Origin of the sequence: Caballeronia sp. PC1 (assembly GCF_021353155.1) — a bacterium.
In the GTDB taxonomy this organism is placed as follows: Bacteria; Pseudomonadota; Gammaproteobacteria; order Burkholderiales; family Burkholderiaceae; genus Caballeronia; species Caballeronia cordobensis.
In genome coordinates this window covers 596,729-615,469 of the sequence record NZ_JAJUBH010000001.1, presented here as the reverse complement: position 1 = coordinate 615,469, position 18,741 = coordinate 596,729, and the positions used below count along the sequence as shown (strand labels likewise).

General features: G+C 62.8%; 19 protein-coding genes and 1 tRNA gene. 10 read left to right on the top strand and 10 right to left on the bottom strand.

The window, feature by feature from the left end:
* Window positions 1–6: 6 nt before the first annotated feature.
* The 4 genes from LY284_RS02990 to LY284_RS02975 all read right to left on the bottom strand — a co-directional run bounded on the left by LY284_RS02990 (window position 7) and on the right by LY284_RS02975 (window position 4,006).
* Window positions 7–2,799 (bottom strand): phage tail length tape measure family protein, encoded by a 2,793-nt coding sequence (locus tag LY284_RS02990; RefSeq protein ID WP_233384476.1) that lies wholly within the window; start codon window positions 2,797–2,799, stop codon window positions 7–9.
* Window positions 2,786–3,190, bottom strand: a complete 405-nt coding sequence (locus tag LY284_RS02985) for an HK97-gp10 family putative phage morphogenesis protein (RefSeq protein ID WP_233384474.1) — start codon at window positions 3,188–3,190, stop codon at window positions 2,786–2,788. Before LY284_RS02985 ends, LY284_RS02990 begins: the two co-directional genes overlap by 14 nt.
* Complete coding sequence (locus LY284_RS02980; RefSeq protein ID WP_233384471.1) at window positions 3,183–3,383, bottom strand: hypothetical protein; 201 nt, start codon at window positions 3,381–3,383, stop codon at window positions 3,183–3,185. Before LY284_RS02980 ends, LY284_RS02985 begins: the two co-directional genes overlap by 8 nt.
* A gap of 392 nt (window positions 3,384–3,775) precedes the next feature.
* Window positions 3,776–4,006 (bottom strand): hypothetical protein, encoded by a 231-nt coding sequence (locus LY284_RS02975; protein ID WP_233384469.1) that lies wholly within the window; start codon window positions 4,004–4,006, stop codon window positions 3,776–3,778.
* Window positions 4,007–5,101: 1,095 nt separating this feature from the next.
* Here LY284_RS02975 and fabI point away from each other — a divergent pair.
* Entirely contained in the window at window positions 5,102–5,899 is a 798-nt protein-coding gene (gene fabI / locus LY284_RS02970) for an enoyl-ACP reductase FabI (protein ID WP_014191776.1), read from the top strand.
* A gap of 88 nt (window positions 5,900–5,987) precedes the next feature.
* On the opposite strand, the gene LY284_RS02965 is transcribed toward fabI, so the two are convergent.
* From LY284_RS02965 to LY284_RS02955, 3 genes are all read right to left on the bottom strand, one after another.
* Window positions 5,988–6,356: a hypothetical protein gene (locus LY284_RS02965; RefSeq protein WP_014191777.1), complete on the bottom strand. Its 369-nt coding sequence runs from the start codon at window positions 6,354–6,356 to the stop codon at window positions 5,988–5,990.
* 268 nt (window positions 6,357–6,624) lie between these two features.
* Window positions 6,625–6,975 carry a hypothetical protein gene (locus LY284_RS02960; protein ID WP_014191778.1) on the bottom strand — a complete coding sequence of 117 codons (351 nt, stop codon included), beginning with the start codon at window positions 6,973–6,975 and terminating at the stop codon, window positions 6,625–6,627.
* A 157-nt stretch (window positions 6,976–7,132) separates the two neighbouring features.
* Complete coding sequence (locus LY284_RS02955; protein WP_014191779.1) at window positions 7,133–8,446, bottom strand: MFS transporter; 1,314 nt, start codon at window positions 8,444–8,446, stop codon at window positions 7,133–7,135.
* Window positions 8,447–8,587: 141 nt separating this feature from the next.
* Here LY284_RS02955 and LY284_RS02950 point away from each other — a divergent pair, with 141 nt between their 5' ends.
* From LY284_RS02950 to LY284_RS02910, 9 genes are all read left to right on the top strand, one after another.
* A complete protein-coding gene (locus tag LY284_RS02950) occupies window positions 8,588–9,361 on the top strand; it encodes a GntR family transcriptional regulator (protein ID WP_014191780.1) in 774 nt (257 codons plus the stop codon).
* Entirely contained in the window at window positions 9,358–11,019 is a 1,662-nt protein-coding gene (mdcA, locus tag LY284_RS02945; RefSeq protein WP_014191781.1) for a malonate decarboxylase subunit alpha, read from the top strand. The genes LY284_RS02950 and mdcA overlap by 4 nt, the downstream gene beginning before the upstream one ends.
* A complete protein-coding gene (locus LY284_RS02940; RefSeq protein ID WP_014191782.1) occupies window positions 11,019–11,876 on the top strand; it encodes a triphosphoribosyl-dephospho-CoA synthase in 858 nt (285 codons plus the stop codon). Before mdcA ends, LY284_RS02940 begins: the two co-directional genes overlap by 1 nt.
* A gap of 13 nt (window positions 11,877–11,889) precedes the next feature.
* Complete coding sequence (locus LY284_RS02935) at window positions 11,890–12,192, top strand: malonate decarboxylase subunit delta (protein WP_014191783.1); 303 nt, start codon at window positions 11,890–11,892, stop codon at window positions 12,190–12,192.
* Complete coding sequence (locus LY284_RS02930) at window positions 12,189–13,031, top strand: biotin-independent malonate decarboxylase subunit beta (RefSeq protein ID WP_014191784.1); 843 nt, start codon at window positions 12,189–12,191, stop codon at window positions 13,029–13,031. Before LY284_RS02935 ends, LY284_RS02930 begins: the two co-directional genes overlap by 4 nt.
* A 44-nt stretch (window positions 13,032–13,075) precedes the next feature.
* Entirely contained in the window at window positions 13,076–13,843 is a 768-nt protein-coding gene (gene mdcE, locus LY284_RS02925; RefSeq protein ID WP_375294254.1) for a biotin-independent malonate decarboxylase subunit gamma, read from the top strand.
* Window positions 13,831–14,463, top strand: coding sequence for a malonate decarboxylase holo-ACP synthase (locus tag LY284_RS02920; protein WP_014191786.1), 633 nt, complete (start codon window positions 13,831–13,833; stop codon window positions 14,461–14,463). The genes mdcE and LY284_RS02920 overlap by 13 nt, the downstream gene beginning before the upstream one ends.
* The gene (gene mdcH, locus LY284_RS02915) at window positions 14,460–15,395 is read left to right on the top strand and encodes a malonate decarboxylase subunit epsilon (protein ID WP_014191787.1); all 936 of its coding nucleotides are present in this window, start codon (window positions 14,460–14,462) and stop codon (window positions 15,393–15,395) included. Before LY284_RS02920 ends, mdcH begins: the two co-directional genes overlap by 4 nt.
* Window positions 15,396–15,559: 164 nt before the next feature.
* On the top strand, window positions 15,560–16,318 hold the full coding sequence (locus tag LY284_RS02910; RefSeq protein ID WP_014191788.1) for a M48 family metallopeptidase: 759 nt from the start codon (window positions 15,560–15,562) through the stop codon (window positions 16,316–16,318).
* Between the two features lie 57 nt (window positions 16,319–16,375).
* On the opposite strand, the gene LY284_RS02905 is transcribed toward LY284_RS02910, so the two are convergent.
* The 3 genes from LY284_RS02905 to LY284_RS02895 form a co-directional block, all read right to left on the bottom strand.
* Window positions 16,376–16,924, bottom strand: a complete 549-nt coding sequence (locus tag LY284_RS02905; protein WP_045450789.1) for a porin family protein — start codon at window positions 16,922–16,924, stop codon at window positions 16,376–16,378.
* Window positions 16,925–17,212: 288 nt separating this feature from the next.
* Window positions 17,213–17,305: transfer RNA gene (locus tag LY284_RS02900), tRNA-Ser, on the bottom strand.
* A gap of 177 nt (window positions 17,306–17,482) precedes the next feature.
* Window positions 17,483–18,733: an aspartate kinase gene (locus LY284_RS02895; RefSeq protein WP_014191790.1), complete on the bottom strand. Its 1,251-nt coding sequence runs from the start codon at window positions 18,731–18,733 to the stop codon at window positions 17,483–17,485.
* Between the last annotated feature and the right edge of the window lie 8 nt (window positions 18,734–18,741).

Here is an 18,741-nt window from a genome sequence, read left to right as displayed (position 1 = left end):
ATCCTCTCAAATCTGGTTATATTTCATTTGCCAAGCAAGTCCGCCTTGGCCTCTGAAATTCTGGACAGTCCGCTTGTCTACCCACGACCTAACAACGTTATGGAGGTCCTTTGCGTCCTGTTCTGTCATACTGCCGCCGTTGTTATTGACGACAACGGATACCGGGGAACCACTACCCGCCGAGGCCGTAGAACCGGAACCGACTAACCCGCCCGTAGCGAAGTGCCGCGCCTGCCCCGCGTTAATGCTTTCAAGCAACGAGCGATATTTCTTGGTGCTCGCGGCATTAACCACGAACTCCCCGTTAGAGAGCATTGCCGGGATAGAGTCGCTAGTGCCCGAACCCGCGCCCACGATATGGCCGCCAGTGGCGTAATGCCCCACCCCGCCGCCCGAGCTAAAGAACGAGGTAGACCCGAGGACCGATTCAAAGATGCGGGACTCCGCCGCCTTGAGTGCGATCTTGGCGAGGTCTGCCATAACGCTAGACGCGAACGAGCTAAACGAGAACTTGCCCGTAGTCACGAACTCCTCAAGCGCGGTATTCATATCCCCGAACGCCGTAGAGAACGCGGTACCCGCAACCTCCGCATTGGTCAGCGTTACGCCTGCAATCCCGACCATAGAGAGGCGGATTTGATCGGCGTAGCTCCGCCGTACGGCCATTTGCTTGGCTTGGTCCGCCTGGAGTTGGGCCAGGGACGCATCGTAATAAGACTGGGCGATGGCGAGCTTGGCTTGGTACTCCGTTTGGTCCGCCGTGGGCGAGTCGTATTGCTTGCGGAGGGCGTCCTTTTCCTCCTCGAAGCTGGCGAGCAGTTGGTACGCCGCGTCCGCCTGCGCCTTGGCATCCGGGGCTAAGAACATCGTCGCGTACGCCTGTTGCTGCGCCGCTTGCGTTCTCCGCAACGAGGCCGATTGTTGCTCGGCAAAGCGGGTAATGTCGCTGGACCGCTGCGCCGCGAGGTCCCGGAGATTATCGGTAAGCGTTTGGTCAATCTGCTTACGCTGCGCCGTGAGTTCCTTAAATGTCTTGAGGGCCTCTTGGTACGCCGAGGATTCCGGCTTGGCCTTGGCAAGGTCTACCCGCTTCTGAGCGTTAGCAATCTCCTCGTCCACCGCCTTGGCTTGAATGTCGTGCAGTCGTTGGAAATAACTGTCAACGTCAATTAGGCCCGCCGAGCGTTGCGCCTTAAGGGTTGCCTGTGAACGCTTTTCCTCGGCCTCGATTAGCTGATTAGCCGCAACCATTGCCGTTAGCGCACCGTGGAACGCTTCCGAGTTATTACCGTTCTTGCGCGTGGATTTAGCGTAGTCCTCGTTAATCTTGGCTACGTTGTCGTAATGCCGCTTAAGGGCCGCCTGATAATCCGCACTACCCTTATCCAGACCCGCCGTAGCCTTAGCAAACGCCTTATCCTCGTCCCCAAGCTCTAGGCTATGTTTCTGGCCCGGCGAGGCGTATTTATCGGAGCGGAGGTAACTATCTACAGCAACCTTAGCGTCCCCACCTTTAGCCAAAGCCTCCCGTGCTCGTTGCTGCGTATTAATAACTCCCTGTTGCGCTCGCAATACGTCTAAGCGGGCCTTTTCTTTATCGAGCAGCTCTTGGGCGGACGAGAGATTACCCATTGCGCCCATTGATTTGGCTTGAGCTAGATTACGCTCTGCGGCCTCAACCTTGGCGTATTGGTCTCCAACCTGCTTATCGATTGAGTCCGGAACGCCAATGCCCATTATCGCGTTCTTGGCCCGGGTAACAGAGTAAGTGAGTTGGTTCCACCAATCAACGACTACGCCCATGTGCTTATTAGCATCGGCCTCCACCGCAGCGTGCGATTTAGAAAGGTCCTGCATAATGACCTTGACCGCACTGGCCGTATCCCCGAGCTTGACGAAATTATCAATCTCCTCAATTTGGCCCGCGCTAAAAGTATGGTGCGCCTTTTGATACTCGGCAACCCACTTAAGCACGTCGTCTTGAATCTTAGCCAAGCTCTCGGCGGCCTTATCCGTGCCAATGCCAATATCCGAGGACATAGCAATAGCGGCCTGTGTCGCTAGCTGGATAGAGTCGGCGGTAAATGCGCCTGTGGCCGCAACCTGCGCCATCGCCTCCCGGACCGACTTAAGATTAGTCGTCCCGGTTTGCAGACCGTTAGACATTTCCGCCATCTGCGCGGCGGATAATCCCACATAGCCGCTCGTAGCGTTAATGGCCTTATTAAATTCCTCAACCTGTGCGTAACCATCGTGCACCGTCTTGAGAAACCCGTATGCCGCACCACCCGCCGCCAGAAATGCTACGCCCAACGGGGACATAATCAAGCGGGTAAGGTCCATCGTTTCCGCAAGGACCATCATTGAACCGCCAAACTTGGTCCAACTACCTTGCGAGGCCTCATGTGCCAAAACCATAAGCTCGCGGCGGGAGGCCGTGGTATTAAGGTTGAACTCGTGGGTTTTCTCGCTGGCCTGCTGAATTGCCGAGATATAGCCGGATACTGAATCCGTAACGCCAAGCTGCGCCGCCTTCATTTGCAGGATTTGGGCTTGCGATTTGCCCGCCGTCTGCGCCATGCGGTCCATTTGGCTCACAAAGGAGTTAATGGCCCGGGCCGAGGCGGTAGAGCCTGCCGTGGCCGCCTCTGCAATTGCTTGCTGCGCTACCTTAATGCGGGCCGCCGCTTGATCCTGCGTTTGTTGAAAGGCTCGGGCAGATTTGGCCGCACGGTCTAGCTCGGCGGTATATCCCGAGGCGTCCGCGCTTACCTTAACTGTAGTCTTATTGTCCGCCATTGCTAACGGCCTCCTGAAGTGAATTGATAACGGCTTGGCCCGCTTCCTGTCGCTTTGCCTCGTACGAGGGGCGAATAAAAGGCTTGGCGGCCATCTTGGAGGTACCGAATTCCAACAGACGGGCATACCACGCGTTTTGATTTACGGTTACTGCATAGGTAGCAATCTCGCCCGTTACTGAATCCTCGGGGACGAATACGGTTTTAATGCTGTTTTCGAGAACGCCTGTCCGGTAATGCGGCATGGCCCGAACTTTGATCTCACGGTAGAAAACCCGCGCACCTGCGATAGCTGCTTGGCGTAAAGCAGACTCCGAGGCCGCCACGCTCGCGTTACGGAGGACGTCCGTAAGAGCATCGGGGTTTTCTATGGTTACGCTGTTCTTAGCCACCGTGCGGGCTGTAGTCGCGGAATGACGGGCGGCCACTGCGTCCTGTGATCTGCTCTGCATACTCCCGCAGGATTCGGGATACGGTCTTATCCGAATGTGCCGCCAGCAGGCGCATAGCGTGGTGGGTCTCCGGGGTCATGCGGACGCTAACCACCGCATGGGCGTTGCCGCCATTGTGATGCTTGTGTGTCATGGTGTGTACTCCTTTCTATTACAAACCGAATGTAGGATGTTTCAAAGGCCCAACCGGGGCGTTTATCGAGGTTGCTTCTCTCCTAGTCTGCTGACCACCTTGTAAGCGGATTCTGAAAAGCCCGGAGGCCTTGTGCGGGCTAGCTCCTTCCTAGTCTGTCACGCAACTTGTAAGTGGATACTTAAGGTCGCTTCTCTCTGGGTCTCCGTACCAACAATTAAACGGCCCGTTAATTATTTCCTGCCGCTGCTCTCTAGTCTGTGGGGCAACTTGTGTGCGGGTACTTACTTGGCCTCTCCTAGTCTCTCTACCGACTTGTACGCGGGCGCTGAAAAGCAAAACGGGGCAAGCCTTTCAGCCTGCCCCGCCCTTTCCCCGCCCCGCCCTGTCTATCAGTGCAGCACGTACAGCGTTGTTCCCTCCGGCATTACCGCAAGCGCCTGATTTGCCGCCGCGTGATCCTCCCCGCTGCAATGCCGCACATGGGCCACGATGCACATACCGCCATCCGTGTTGGTTGCGTGGTAGCGGGAAAGCTCGAACCCGTAATGATTGAGGGTTACTTGCGCGGCTTTGAAGTTGTTACGGCTAGCGTCCGGGGTGTTGATAACAAGCGTGGTCATTTGGTCGTCCTCGTCCTTCGTCAATAGGAGCGGCCTTTCCTGACCGCATGAGGAGCATGATAAACGTAAAGACGACTATGTTTAATAGTTGACGTTAGACAGAAAAGTTATGTTTTTATTCGTAGTTATGACTATGAAAATCCGTGCTAGACTGCGGGCCTACACGTAAAGAGGGTTACGAATAATGCCAAGAGGTAGACCACAGAAAGCTCCCGCCCGCTCGCTCAACGTGCGGGTAGAGGAATCAGACCTGGAAAAGCTCGCCCTACTCCAGACCATCACTAAGACATCTACGGCGGACGTAGTGCGGGCCGCCCTGCGGGCCTACATAGCCGAACACGAAGACAAGCTCCGGAAGGCCGGGGAGCGCCTCGCCCGTGGGGAATACTTCAACGAGGGCAAACCCGATGCGCCTTGAAAATTTCATGTCGTGGCAATGGTGGGTGACAGCCGGGATTGGGTCTATCCTGCTTTCGCTGTGCTCGGACCTATTCCGGCGCGCGCTCTATGGGCTACTTGGCAAGGCAAGCACACACTGGCAAGAACGGTCTAATAAGTCTCGTGCTGATTACGATGCCCTCGTTCTGCGCGCAAGTTCGGACGAGAGAATCTACCGCCGTATCGAACGCCAAGAGGTGCGCTGTCGGCTAAACGCGATATACGTGGTAGTTATTGCGTGCACGGGGCTACTCGCGGGGTCTCTTGCGGAGGTACTGCGCGGGACGCCCGGACACGTGCCGATCCTCACTTGGCCCTTTGAACCGCAATCCGTAGCGTTGCAATGGGTTACGGCTGTTTTTACGCTTGTGTTCTTGCTCATGGCGCTATCGTCAATTACCGATCTCTCGCGAGCTACGCGATACAGGAACGTACTTGCGCGAGCCGATGAGCGGAGCGAAACAGCGACGGACACGCCTGCTACACTTCCGCCCCAGGTGGATAGTCCACACGGTACATAGGCGCTCGCTAAGTCATTGATTTTATTGATAGCGGGCGTTCTACCCAAAATCCCGCACCGTTCGGCTTGCGCCACAAGGCCCGCACAGCGCCTGGCCGCCGCCGACGCGCGACATTGACATCAAAGAAGGAGCATTCATGGGCTTTCTCGCTGGAAAACGAATTCTGCTGACGGGCCTGCTGTCGAACCGCTCGATTGCGTACGGCATCGCCGAGGCCTGCAAGCGCGAAGGCGCGGAACTGGCGTTCACGTATGTCGGCGAGCGCTTCAAAGAGCGCATCACCGAATTCGCGACCGAGTTCGGCAGCGACATGGTCTACCCGTGCGACGTCGCCGACGACGCGCAGATCGAAGGCCTCTTCACGTCGCTCAAGGAACGCTGGGACTCGCTCGACGGCCTCGTGCACTCCATCGGCTTCGCGCCGCGCGAAGCGATCGCCGGCGACTTCCTCGAAGGCATGTCGCGCGAGAACTTCCGCGTCGCGCACGACATCTCCGCCTACAGCTTCCCCGCCCTCGCGAAGGCCGCGCGGCCGATGCTGAAAGACGGCTCGTCGCTGCTCACGCTCTCCTATCTCGGCGCGGAACGCGCGCTGCCGAACTACAACACCATGGGCCTCGCGAAGGCTTCGCTCGAAGCCAGCGTGCGTTACATGGCGGCAGCGCCCTCGCTCGGCGGAACCGGCGTGCGCGTGAACGCCATTTCGGCCGGCCCGATCAAGACGCTCGCCGCGAGCGGCATCAAGGGCTTCGGCAAGATCCTGAATTTCGTCGAAGAGAACGCGCCGCTCAAGCGCAACGTGACGATCGAGCAGGTCGGCAATGTCGCGGCGTTCCTGCTGTCGGATCTGGCGGCGGGCGTGAGCGCGGAAGTCGTGCACGTCGATGCCGGCTTCCATGCGGTCGTCGGCGGCATGGGCGCCGAGGCGGAATAAGCGCCCCGTTCTTCGCTTGCAAAAAAGGGCCGCTCACTTCGCGTGAGCGGCCCTTTTTCGTGGCCGGCGCCGCGTTGGGCGCGTGGCTTCAGCGATGTCCGTGACCGTGGCCATTGCCGTGGCCGTTCCCATGGCCGTGGGCATGCCCCGGCGGCGGACCATGATGCGGCCCGCGCCCATGATGGCGATACCAGTCGTCGCGGTTCCAGTAACGGCGCCCGTCCCAATAGCGGCTGCCGTGCCAGCCGATCACCACCGGCGGCGCATAGACCGGCACCGGCTGATAGACGACCGGCGGCGGAGGCGGCGCGTACACCGGCGTCGGTGCAACGTAGACCGGCGCGGGAATGCCGATATTCACGCCGACCTGCACATCCGCGCGGGCGATGCCCGTCCCGCTCAACGCGGTGATGGCGACGACGCCAGCCAGAACCTTCCCCGGGAGTTTCATCTTCATTTGCAAACGGACCTCGCTCTTATGCTTGTTCGCTTGCAACAAAATATAACGGACAGCTTTCAACGCAATATTTCATCTTTGTAAGTTTTTGCGCGTCTGGACCAAATGTCAGGAGAAAGCTTACCTTTTGTTACATTGTGTGGAGGGTGAAATTGCCTTCGGACGTCGTCGCGCTGGCGGATTCGGCTCTGATGGATTTCATCAGATATGAAAAAGCCACCCGCAGCGGACAGGTGGCTTCTTGCTTGCCTCAGGTGACGCGCGGCGGTCAATGCCAGCCGTGATTCCCTTTATCGTGGCCGTAGGCGTGACCATTGCCGTGTCCGTGGCCGTGATAGCGATAGTAATCATCGCGATCCCAGTAGCGGCGGCCGTCCCAGTAGCGGTCGCCATGCCAGCCGACCACGATGACCGGTTGCGCGTACACCGGCGGCGGAGGCGGCGCGTACACGACGGGCGGCGGAGGCGGCGCATAGACCGGCGCGGGCGCGACGTACACGGGCGCGGGCACCCCGATGTTGACGCCCACGGACACGCCCGCGAACGCTGCGCCGGACAATGTCATGCCGCCGATCATCACGGCGCCGGCCAGCACGGAAGCCTTCGATACCTTGTTCATGTGAAGCCCCACCTCGATGGGTCATGTGTTGTGTTGAGGGGACTATATCGGACCGGCGCGCGGCTAAGTGTTTCCGCTTGGTAACGTCCTATTACCGCGGGAAAGCTTTCGAAAAGTAAGGCTCGCCGTGAGAAAACGGCGGCCTTTTAAACGCGTATCAGTTCGGCAGTTCCTGCCCTTTCGTCTCGGGCGCAAGCGGAATGACCGCGAGGCCGATCAGAAACGCGACGGCCGTGATCGCGATCGGCACGCCGAGCGTCTTCATATTGAGCACCATCGCGCCGATGCCGAAGTTCACGATCGCGCCGAAGAAGCGCCCCACCGACGTGCAGAATGCGAACGCGGTCGCCCGCACGCGGGTTTCGAACTGCTCCGGCAGCCACAGCGAAAAGAGCGCGAAGTTGCCGCCGAAGAAGCCCAGCACGAACAGCAGCGCGATGAACGGCACCAGCCCGTTCGGCAGATAGAAGGCCCAGCCGAACGCGAGCGCGATCGATGCCGCCATGCCGACGAAATACACCGCGAGCGTCTTCCTGCGGCCGATCTTCTCGGCCATCGGCGGCAGCGCGAGACAGCCGATGATCGTGCCGATCGACAGCAGCCCGGTCGCGATCGACGCCATGCGCGCCGCGTCGTGCTTGTCCATGCCCGCTTTCGTCGCGAGCTGAATCACCGCCGACGGCTCGTACACCGCACCCGCCCACAGGCCGATGATCGCGACCGTCAGCAACACCGCCGCGACGATCGTGCGCTTGCGGTACTGCGCGTTGAAAATCGCCTTGAGCGGGCTTTCATGCTTGACGTGCGGATGCACGGCCTCGGCGCGCTCCCACTTGTCGGTTTCCTTCACCCGCAGCAGGACCATGATCGACACCACGACCGGAAACAGGCCGACGAGAAACATCGCGCGCCAGCCGAACGCCGCGCCGATGGTGTAGTTCAGCGCGGCGGCGAGAAAGAAGCCCGCGTAATAACCGGTCTGCAGATATCCCGCGCCCATCTTTCGACGATCTTCCGGCCACGCCTCGGCGACGTACGTGCCCGCGAGCGCCCATTCCCCGCCGATCCCCACGCCCGCGAAAAACCGATAGAGCCCGAGTTCCCACACCGTGTGCGCGGTCGCGGCGAGACCCGTGAAGATGGCGAACGTGAAGATGGTCGCCGCGAGCACTTTCGTGCGCCCGAAGCGGTCGGCGAGCGGCCCCCAGATGAACGACAGCCCCCATCCCACGAGAAAGAGCGCGAAGAGAATCGAGCCCGCGAGGCCGACGTTCGCCGGCGTCGCCGCGTAGCCCGAACGCGGCAGGAGTTCCGTGAGCGCCGGCGCGAGCACGAGCGCGTAGATGAACGAATCCATGCCGTCGAGCGTCCAGCCCGCCCACGCGCCCCAGAAACCCGTGATCTGAGACCGGTTCAGCGGCGTTCTTTTGGCGCGCGTGGCGCTTGTCTGTCCATCGACTGTTGTCGGCATGCCATGTCTCCGAAAGGATTAGCGACGCGCGAGTGAAAGGTGTTTGTTGTGGCGTCTAGGGAAAGCACGGGGGTTCCGTGCGCGTTTTTATATATAATATTTGAACATCGACATCCGACAAGCCCGCACTTCTACCTAGCCATGTCCACAGATCTTTCCGCCGGATCGCCGCCTCCGGCCTCGTTTCGCGACGCGCAGTTCGAACCGCGCCAGAGCACGTCGCGCTTTATCGCGGATGCGTTGCGCGCCGCGATCGTCGAAGGCGCGCTTCTGCCGGGCGAGCCGCTGCGACAGGACGCCGTCGCGCGTCAGTTCTCCGTCAGCGCGATTCCCGTGCGCGAGGCCTTCCGTCAGCTCGAAAGCGAAGGCTGGGTCACGATCGAGCCGAATCGCGGCGCGGCCGTGAGCTTGCAATCGGCCGACGAGGCGCGCGAGATCTACGAGATCCGCGCATCGCTCGAAAGCCTCGCCATCGGCATCGCAATCGGGCATCACACGCCGGACACGCTCGCCCATGCGCAGCACCTGCTCGAAGCCGCAGAAAACGAGCCCGATCCCGCGCTCTATGTCGTGCGAAACGAGCAGTTCCATATGAGCCTCTACGCGCCCGCAAACCGCCCTCGCCTGATGGAACTGATCGGTCAGATGCATCGCCGCGGCGAGCGCTACCTGCGCCTGAAGCTCGGCGCGCCGATTCACAAGGAATCGTCCGATGCCGAGCATCGCGCGATCTTCGAAGCGCTCGCCGCGCGCGATATCGAACAGGCGCAAACGCTGGTCGCGCGTCATCTGCTCGCGACGGGCGATCTGATTTACCGCTTTCTCGCCGATGCCCAGGCGCTCGCCCAGAACACACACACCAAAAAGCGACGCCGCGCATCTTCCCGTTCGACTTCCCCCAAGGCCGACCAATGAACGACGTCATCGCCGAAACCCGAAACTGGAACACGCGCGCGCAGGAAAAGGCGCGCCGCCTCAAACTCATCGAGCCGTGGCTCGACGGCGCCGTGCTCGATCCCGCGCGCATCGTCGATGCGCTGCAGGCGCTGATTCACTCGGGCGACCGCGTCGCGCTCGAAGGCAACAATCAGAAGCAGGCGGATTTTCTGTCGCGCGCCTTCGCGAAGCTCGATCCCGCGCGCGTGCACGACATCCACCTGCTGCTCTCCAGCATCAGCCGGCCCGAGCATCTCGCGCTCTTCGAACAAGGCATCGCGCGCAAGGTCGATTTCGCATTCGCCGGCCCGCAGAGCCTGCGCGTCGCGCAACTGCTGGAAGACGGCAAGCTGGAAATCGGCGCGATCTATACGTACATCGAACTGTATGCGCGCATGTTCATCGACCTCACGCCGCACGTCGCGCTCGTGTGCGCGGTGCAGGCGGACCGGCACGGCAATCTCTACACCGGCGCGAATACCGAAGACACCCCGACCATCGTCGAGGCCACCGCGTTCCGCCACGGCATCGTGGTCGCGCAGGTGAACGAGATCGTCGATGAACTGCCGCGCGTCGACATTCCCGGCTCGTGGGTCGATGTGGTCGTCGAGGCGGATCGTCCGTTTGCGGTCGAGCCGCTTTTCACGCGCGATCCGCGTCACATCGGCGAGCTGCAAATCCTGATGGCGATGATGACGATTCGCGGCATCTACGAACGCTACGGCGTCACGTCGCTCAATCACGGCATCGGCTTCGATACGGCCGCGATCGAATTGCTGCTGCCGACCTACGGCGAAAAGCTCGGCCTGAAAGGCAAGATCTGCACGAACTGGGCGCTCAATCCGCATCCGACGCTCATTCCCGCGATCGAGTCCGGCTGGGTGGACAGCGTGCATTGCTTCGGCAGCGAAGTCGGCATGGAGGATTACATCGCGGCGCGCTCCGACATTTTCTTCACCGGGCGCGACGGCAGCCTGCGCTCGAACCGCGTGTTCTGCCAGCTGGCCGGGCAATACGGCGTCGATCTCTTCATCGGTTCGACCTTGCAGATGGACGCCGACGCGAATTCATCGACAGTCACGCTCGGGCGGCTCGCGGGCTTCGGCGGCGCGCCGAACATGGGACACGATCCGCGCGGCCGGCGCCATTCGAGCGAGGCATGGCTCAAGCTCCTGAAGAACGACGGCCCGAATCCGAAGATCGCGCGCGGCCACAAGCTCGTCGTGCAGACCGCCGAGACGTACAAGAAAGGCGGCGAGCCGACCATCGTCGATGCCCTCGACGCGATCGCCGTCGGCGAGAAAAGCAACATGCCGATCGCGCCCGTGATGATCTACGGCGATGACGTCACGCACGTCGTGACGGAAGAAGGCATCGCATATCTGCACGCGGCCGAAGGCGTGGACGAGCGGCGCGCGGCGCTCGCGGCGATCGCGGGCGTGACGCCCATCGGCATGCGCGCCGATCCCGCGAAGTCGGCGGAGTTGCGCCGACGCGGCATCGTTGCGTATCCGGAAGATCTGGGCGTGCGGCGCGGCGAAGCGAAGCGCTCGCTGCTCGCGGCGCGCAGCATCGACGATCTCGTCGCGTGGTCGGGCGGCTTGTACGCGCCGCCCGCGCGCTTCCGGAGCTGGTGATGAAGCTGGCCTTACGTGAAGTCTCATACACGATTGCGTCGCCATCGGTCATCGCCGCGAAAGCCGTCGATGCGCTCATCGCCGAAGCGCGTCTCACGCCCAAGCCCGCGCTCGTCGATGAAAACGGCAGCGGCGCGCACCGCGATCTCGATCTGGGCACGATGCTGTGTTCCGCGAACGCGCTGCAGCCGACCTTTCTCGCGATCGCGCGCGCCGCTTCGCAGGCTCGGCCGTCGCAGGCCTTGCGCGAGCAACTGGCACGCATCGGCCGCGAAGGCGAAGCCGCGATGATGCGCGCGACCGGCGGCAGCAACGCGCATCGCGGCGCGATCTGGATCATCGGCTTGCTGTGCGCGGGCGCGGCCATGCAAGCGTCGGACGACAGCGCATCCATTTGTCTATCGGCGGCGGACATCGCGCGCTTCGACGATCGCTATGCGCCCGCTTCCGTGGGGACCTCGCATGGCGCGCGCGCCGTGGAGCGATTCCACGTGAAAGGCGCGCGCGGCGAAGCGCGCGACGGCTTTCCGCATGCGCTGCGCATCGGCCTGCCCGCCCTCGACGACGCCCGCGCACGCGGCGCGAACGAAGCCGACGCGCGGCTCGATGCGCTCATGGCGATCATCGCGTCGCTCGACGATACGTGTCTGCTGCATCGCGGCGGTTTGCAGGCGCTCGAAGCGGCGCAACGCGGCGCGCGCACGGTGATCGATTGCGGCGGTGTCGCGAGCGGCGCGGGCCGTCGCGCATTGAAAGCGCTTCACGAAGCATTGATGAAGCTGAACGCATCGCCGGGCGGCGCCGCCGATCTGCTCGCGGCGACACTCTTTCTCGACAGTCTCAGGCGCTTGCCCTGAAGAGGAGCGAACGATGGAAAACATGCGATACGAATATCCCGCCAAGCGGCCCGTCACGCGCAACGCGCACGTGGGCGTGGTCGGCTCGGGCGATCTCGAGGTGCTGCTCTCGCCGTCGGCGGGCGCGCATGCGGAAGTGATCATCCGCACGAGCGTCGATGGTTACGGCCATGTCTGGAAAAGCGTGCTCGACCGCTTCTTCCAGCGCTACGACGGCGCGGCGAAGATCGAACTGAACGACTTTGGCGCGACGCCCGGCGTCGTGATGCTGCGCCTGAGCGAAGCGGTGGAAGCCAGCGAAGGAGACACGCAATGAACGCGCACGACACTTTCCTCGCGCGCCACAGCTTCATCGAGCTGACCGCACGAGAACGCGCCGAAGCCTTGCTCGACAAAGGCACGTTCCGCGAACTGCTCGGCCCCTTCGACCGGATCGAATCGCCGTGGCTCGCGATGCAGAACATCGTCTGCCAGGCGGATGATGGCGTGGTCGTCGCGCGCGGCACGCTTGCCGGCGAGCCCGCCGTGATCGCCGCGATCGAGCCTGCGTTTCAGGGCGGCAGCATCGGCGAAGTCTCGGGCGCGAAGATCGCGGCGGCGCTCGAAATGGCCGCGAACGAATTCGAGGCCGGACGCGCGATTCGTCCCGTCGTGCTGTTCGAAACCGGCGGCGTGCGCTTGCAGGAAGCGAATCTCGGGCTGGCCGCGATCGCGGAGATCCAGGCGGCGATCGTTGCGTTGCGCCGTCATGTGCCGGTGATCGGCGTGATCGGCGGCATGGTCGGCTGCTTCGGCGGCATGTCGCTCGCGGCAGCGCTGTGCACCGAGCTCGTGATGACGCGTCAGGCGCGGCTCGGCATGAACGGTCCGGAAGTGATCGAACAGGAAGCGGGCATCGAAGAACTCGATTCGGGCGACCGGCGCCTCATCTGGTCGATGATCGGCGGCGAGGAGCGCGTGGCCGTCGGGCTCGCGGATACGCTCGTCGAAGACGACACCGCCCGGGTGCGCGAGGCCGTCGTCGCCGCGTTCGAGCGCGGCGTGCCGCAGCGGCATCGCAGCGCGGACGTCGATGGTTTCATCGAGCGGCTCGCGCAAGTGAACCCGGACGCCATCGATCCCGATACATTGCGCAACTTGTGGGGCACATCATGACCGACACACTTTCCCGCGGCGCGCGCTGGCTCGATGCGCTGAGCATGCCCGCGAAACACGCCGAAAGCGGCCCGATCCGCGCCCGCGACGGCCATATCGACGACGAGCGCGCCCGTTTCTTCGCCGTCGTGCCCGATCCGCAAAACCGCTTCCCGCGCGCGACCGATAACGTCGTCGGGCTCGAACAGGGCTGGCTGCTCGCGCGCGCGGTCCGCGAAGTCATCGACGCCGATCGCGATGCCGGCGTGAAGCGCCCGATCGTCGCCGTTGTCGACGTGAAGAGCCAGGCGTACGGACGCCGCGAAGAACTGCTGGGCGTTCATCTCGCGTGCGCGGCCGCTGTCGATGCGTATGCCAGCGCGCGGCTCGCCGGCCATCCGGTGATCGCGCTGATCGTCGGGCCGGCCATGTCGGGCGCGTATCTCGCGCACGGCTATCAGGCGAACCGCATCATCGCGCTCGATGCGCCCGGCACCGCCGTGCATGCGATGGGCAAGGAAGCGGCCGCGCGCGTCACGCGGCGCAGCGTCGAAAGTCTCGACGCGCTCGGCGACACGGTTCTGCCGATGTCCTACAAGATGAGCGCGTACGCGAAGCTCGGGCTGCTGCACGAACTCATCGAAGGCATCGATGCGGATGCACCCTCTTCCGCCGATATCGAACGCGTCAAGGCGTCGCTCGCCGCCGCCGTGAAAGATACGCGAAACGGACCGCGCGATCTGTCGAATCGTCTTTCATCCGCCGCCGCGAAGCGCACGCGCGCCGCGTCGATAGCCGTGCGCGAACGGATGCGCGAGCAATGGAACGCGTGAACGTGCGGCCGCACGATCTGGTGCGCCTCGCGCCCGGCGCGCCGCCGTTCGCCGATGCGCCCGGCTGGGTCGCGGCGGCGCTCGAGCGCGCGCCGTTCGCGGTCGTGCGGCGTGCGCCGCGCATCGGCGATCAGATCGCGGTCGGCGTGCGCGGCGACGTGCGCAGCGAGCGTTTCGGCGCGTGGATCGAAGCGCGCTGGATCGATGCGATCCTCACGCCCGAAGATCTGTGCACGCGCACACCCGGGCCCGCGCGCGCCGGCTTGCCCGCATTCGCGCTGTTGCGCGCGGTTGCTTCGATCCTCGATGCGCGCGCGCTGGCCTGGGGACCGGCAGGCAGCGCCGGCTTCGAACTCGCGACCGCGATGCCGGCGATCACCGCGTCGAGCGACCTCGATATCGTCGTGCGCGCGCCCACGCCGCTGCCGCGCGCCGATGCGTCCGCGCTGCTCGACGCGCTGTCGCATGCGGCGCAGCAAGCGGGCACGCGCATCGACGTGCAGATCGAAACGCCCGAGGCCGCCTTCTCGCTCGCCGAATTCGCGCGCGCGGGCCTGCGCGTCATGCTGCGGCACGCCGACGGCCCGCGTCTCGTCGCCGATCCGTGGGCCGCGTCATGATCGCGTTTCTCTTTCCCGGACAGGGCGCGCAAACGCCCGGATTCCTGCATCGCCTCGGCGGCGGCAAGCCGCATCCGGCGATCGCGCGCACCCTCGCGGAGGCGTCGGATGTGCTCGGCGCGAATATCCTCCAGCTCGATGAAGCCGATGCGCTGAAATCGACCGTCGCGGTGCAGGTGACGCTCGTCACCGCGGGCGTGGCGGCGGCGCGCGCACTCGCGGAAGAAGGCATCGAGCCGGAAGCCGTCGCGGGTCTGTCGGTGGGCGCGTACGGCGCGGCGGTCGTCTGCGGCGCGGTTGGCTTCGCCGATGCGCTGCGCCTCGTGCGCCTGCGCGCAAGCTTGATGCAGGACGCCTATCCGCATGGCTACGGCATGCTCGCGGTGCTCGGGCTGAACGAAAGCGAGATCGCCCGCGCCATCGCCGACAGCGGCGCCGATGCCTACATCGGCAATCTGAACGCGCCGCGTCAGATCGTGGTATCCGGCAGCGATGCCGCGCTCGCGAAAGTTCGCGATATCGCGCTCTCGCGTGGCGCGCGCCGTGCCGAGCGGCTCTCCGTCAGCGTGCCGTCGCATTGCGCGCTGCTCGAAGACGCGGCCAACCGGCTGATCGAAGCGGCGCGCGACGTGCGCGTCGAGACACCGCGCATCGCGTATGTCGGCAATCGCGGCGCACGCGTGCTGCGCCACGCCGACGCGGTTCGCGAAGACCTCGCGACCAACCTGCGCCATCCGGTGCGCTGGCACGATTCGACGATCGCGCTTTCCGAACTCGGCGCGAACGTCTTCGTCGAGATGCCGCCGGGCCAGACACTCACGCAACTCGCCGCCGAAGCCCTGCCGGACGCGTCGGCAATCGCCGCCGACGCATCGACGGTCGCCTCGTTGGCCGCCCGCGTGCGCGCCGCCGTCCGCCGCGCGCGGGACTGATTCGTTTCGCGCGCCCCACTGAATCGGATATTTGTCTTGCCGTTGTCAGCTTCTGTAAGAAAATCGGAATTTTCGGGTATGCATCGGGTCGATCTCCGTTGAGCATTTCGCCCCGACCCGCATTCGATGCGGGCTCGAAACCACAACGTACAGAAGAGGCAATCATGAGAATCATCCGCTTGGCGATCGCGGCATCGGCAGTCACCGCGCTCGCCTCGTGCAGCAGCATCAGCAGCCTGAATCCGGACTCGCTCGCCCAGTCGGGCCAACTCGCCACGCAGGCGCTCATGTTGAGCGACGGCGACGTCCGCACACTCTCCGACAAGTCGTGCGCGCAGATGGACAGCGAGAACAAGATCGCGCCGGCGTCGAGTCCGTACACGCAGCGTCTGAACAAGATTTCGAAGCAGCTCGGCGACAACATCAACGGCGTGCCGGTCAATTACAAGGTCTACGTCACGAAGGACGTCAATGCGTGGGCGATGGCCAATGGCTGCGTGCGCGTCTACAGCGGCCTCATGGACCTGATGAACGATGACGAAGTGCGCGGCGTGGTCGGCCACGAGATGGGGCATGTGGCGCTCGGCCACACCAAGAAGGCGATGCAGGTCGCGTATGCCACATCGGCGGCGCGCTCGATTGCGTCGTCGAGTTCGGGCGTGATCGCGAGCATTTCCGGATCGCAGCTCGGCGATCTGACGGAGAAGTTCGTCAACGCGCAGTTCTCGCAATCGCAAGAAACTGCTGCCGACGACTACTCGTTCGACACGCAGAAGCAGAAGGGATACAACCCGGCCGGGCTCGTCACGGCGTTCCAGAAACTGGCGACCATCGACGGCGGGAAATCGAGCATGCTCGATTCGCATCCGTCGTCGCCCGCACGGGCGAAGCACATTCAGGATCGGATCGCGTCGGGGAAGTGACGCCGGCGTAGACACGATGCGCGGGCGTGCGAACGCTCGCGCATCGGCGAGAAAGGATTAGAAGAAGTAGTAGTGCAGGCCGAGCGTCAGGCTGTTGTTGTTCCAGTTGGCGCCGTTGTGACTCGTGGTGTCACCGGTGTACTCGCCCGCGACGCTCCAGTTCTTCGCGAACTTGTATTCGACGCCCGCGCCGTAGTGGATGCGCGTGGTCGGCCAGGATGCCGTGAAACCGACGCGAGCGTACGGCATGATGTTGCCGTTGACCGGCATGCCAACCTTGAGGTCGAGGCCGCCATCCTTCTTGGTCACCGAACCGCCGTGGAAGTCGGCGAAACCTTCGAAGCCGAGCACGACGGGGCCGACATCATAGTTCACGCCGCCGAGGATGCCCGGGAACATCGTCGTATGCGAGCGGCCATTGTCGCCGCTGATATTCGACCAGTTGACGCCGAGCTTCGCGCCGACGTAAGGACCGGCGAACTGGCTGTGCGGTCCGTAGACACCCATCACCTTGAGAAGCGTCGGATCGAGTGTTTCGGAGTGCGCATGACCGATGCAGAGCAACGAAACCAGCGCCGGAGCGAGAAGTTTTTTCAAACGAGACATGTGAATAGTGAATCCTGGAGAGGAGCGCTGCTTCGCTTGTATGCGGATGCGCGGAGAACGCCTTAAGGCAGACAACGCGATGGTTGCTTTTCTTGCAACTGACTGCTTTGTTGCAAGCAACGGGAGGATAGTGAGCAGCGGCGACGCCCGGAAGCGGACTTATCCTAAAGGGATCGGATCAATCGTGACGTTTTGACCCGGCGGGGATGTCGGTACGAATGCGAGTGCAGAGCGCAAAAAGAAAAAGCCCCGCAAGTTTTTAACCTTGCGGGGCCATTCTACGACAACTGGCGGAGACGGAGGGATTCGAACCCTCGATCCAGTTTTTAGCCAGATGCTCCCTTAGCAGGGGAGTGCCTTCGACCTCTCGGCCACGTCTCCCAAACTTTTCGTTGCACCGGGAGTGCAGTGCAACGAGATCGAGATAATAGCGTGTTCGCTCACGCCGGTCAAATTCGCATGACGATTTTTTTCAGATCATCGAAAGCGAAACGCCTTTGCTTCGCGAACCGCAACGGCGTAAAGGCCCGCGAGCCTTCACGCGCGTGTCACGCGACCTTACGCGCGATCCAGCTCGAACGCCTTGTGCAACGCGCGCACGGCGAGTTCAGTGTATTTCTCGTCGATCAGCACCGAAATCTTGATTTCGGACGTCGAGATCATCTGGATGTTGATGCCCTCTTCCGACAGCGTGCGGAACATCGTGCTCGCGATGCCGACGTGCGAGCGCATGCCGACGCCCACCACCGAGACCTTCGACACCTTCGGGTCGCCCAGCACGGTTTCGGCCTGAACGTGGCCCTTCACCTGGTTGTTCAGGATTTCGAGCGCGCGCTGATAGTCGCCGCGGCCGACCGTGAACGTGAAGTCGGTCTTCCCGTTCACGCTCTGGTTCTGAATGATCATGTCGATGTCGATGTTCGCATCGGCGACCGGCCCGAGAATCTGATACGCGACACCCGGCTTGTCGGGCACGCCCATGACCGCGATCCGCGCTTCGTCGCGCTGGAACGCGATGCCAGAAATCACTGCTTTTTCCATGTTCTCGTCTTCTTCAAAAGTAATCAGCGTGCCGGAGTGCATCTCGTCGGCGAGCGGCATCAGCGGATCGGTCAGGCTGGAGAGCACGCGCGTCTTCACCTGATACTTGCCGGCGAATTCCACCGAGCGGATCTGCAGCACCTTCGAGCCGAGGCTCGCCATTTCCAGCATTTCTTCGAACGTCACGCGGTCGAGCCGGCGCGCTTCTTCGACGACGCGCGGATCGGTCGTGTAGACGCCGTCGACGTCGGTATAAATAAGGCACTCGTCGGCCTTCATCGCCGCGGCGATCGCCACCGCCGACGTATCCGAGCCGCCGCGGCCGAGCGTGGCGATATGGCCTTCGGGATCGACGCCCTGAAAGCCCGTAATGACGACCACCTTGCCCGCGTCGAGCTCCTTGAGCACGCGCTCGCCGTCGATCTCGCTGATGCGCGCCTTCGTGAAGGCGCTGTCGGTCTTGATCGGCACTTGCCAGCCGGCGTAACTCACGGCTTCGAGACCTTCGGCGTGCAGCGCGATGGCGAGAAGCCCCACGCTCACCTGCTCGCCGGTGGAGGCAATCATGTCGAGTTCGCGCGGGTCCGGGTCCGCCTTGATGTCTCTCGCGAGACCGAGCAGGCGGTTCGTTTCGCCGGACATCGCCGAAGGCACGACGACCATCTTGTGGCCTGCCTTGTGCCATTTGGCGACGCGCTTGGCGACGTTCTTGATGCGCTCGACCGAGCCCATCGAAGTGCCGCCGTATTTGTGTACGATGAGTGCCATTTGCGTTT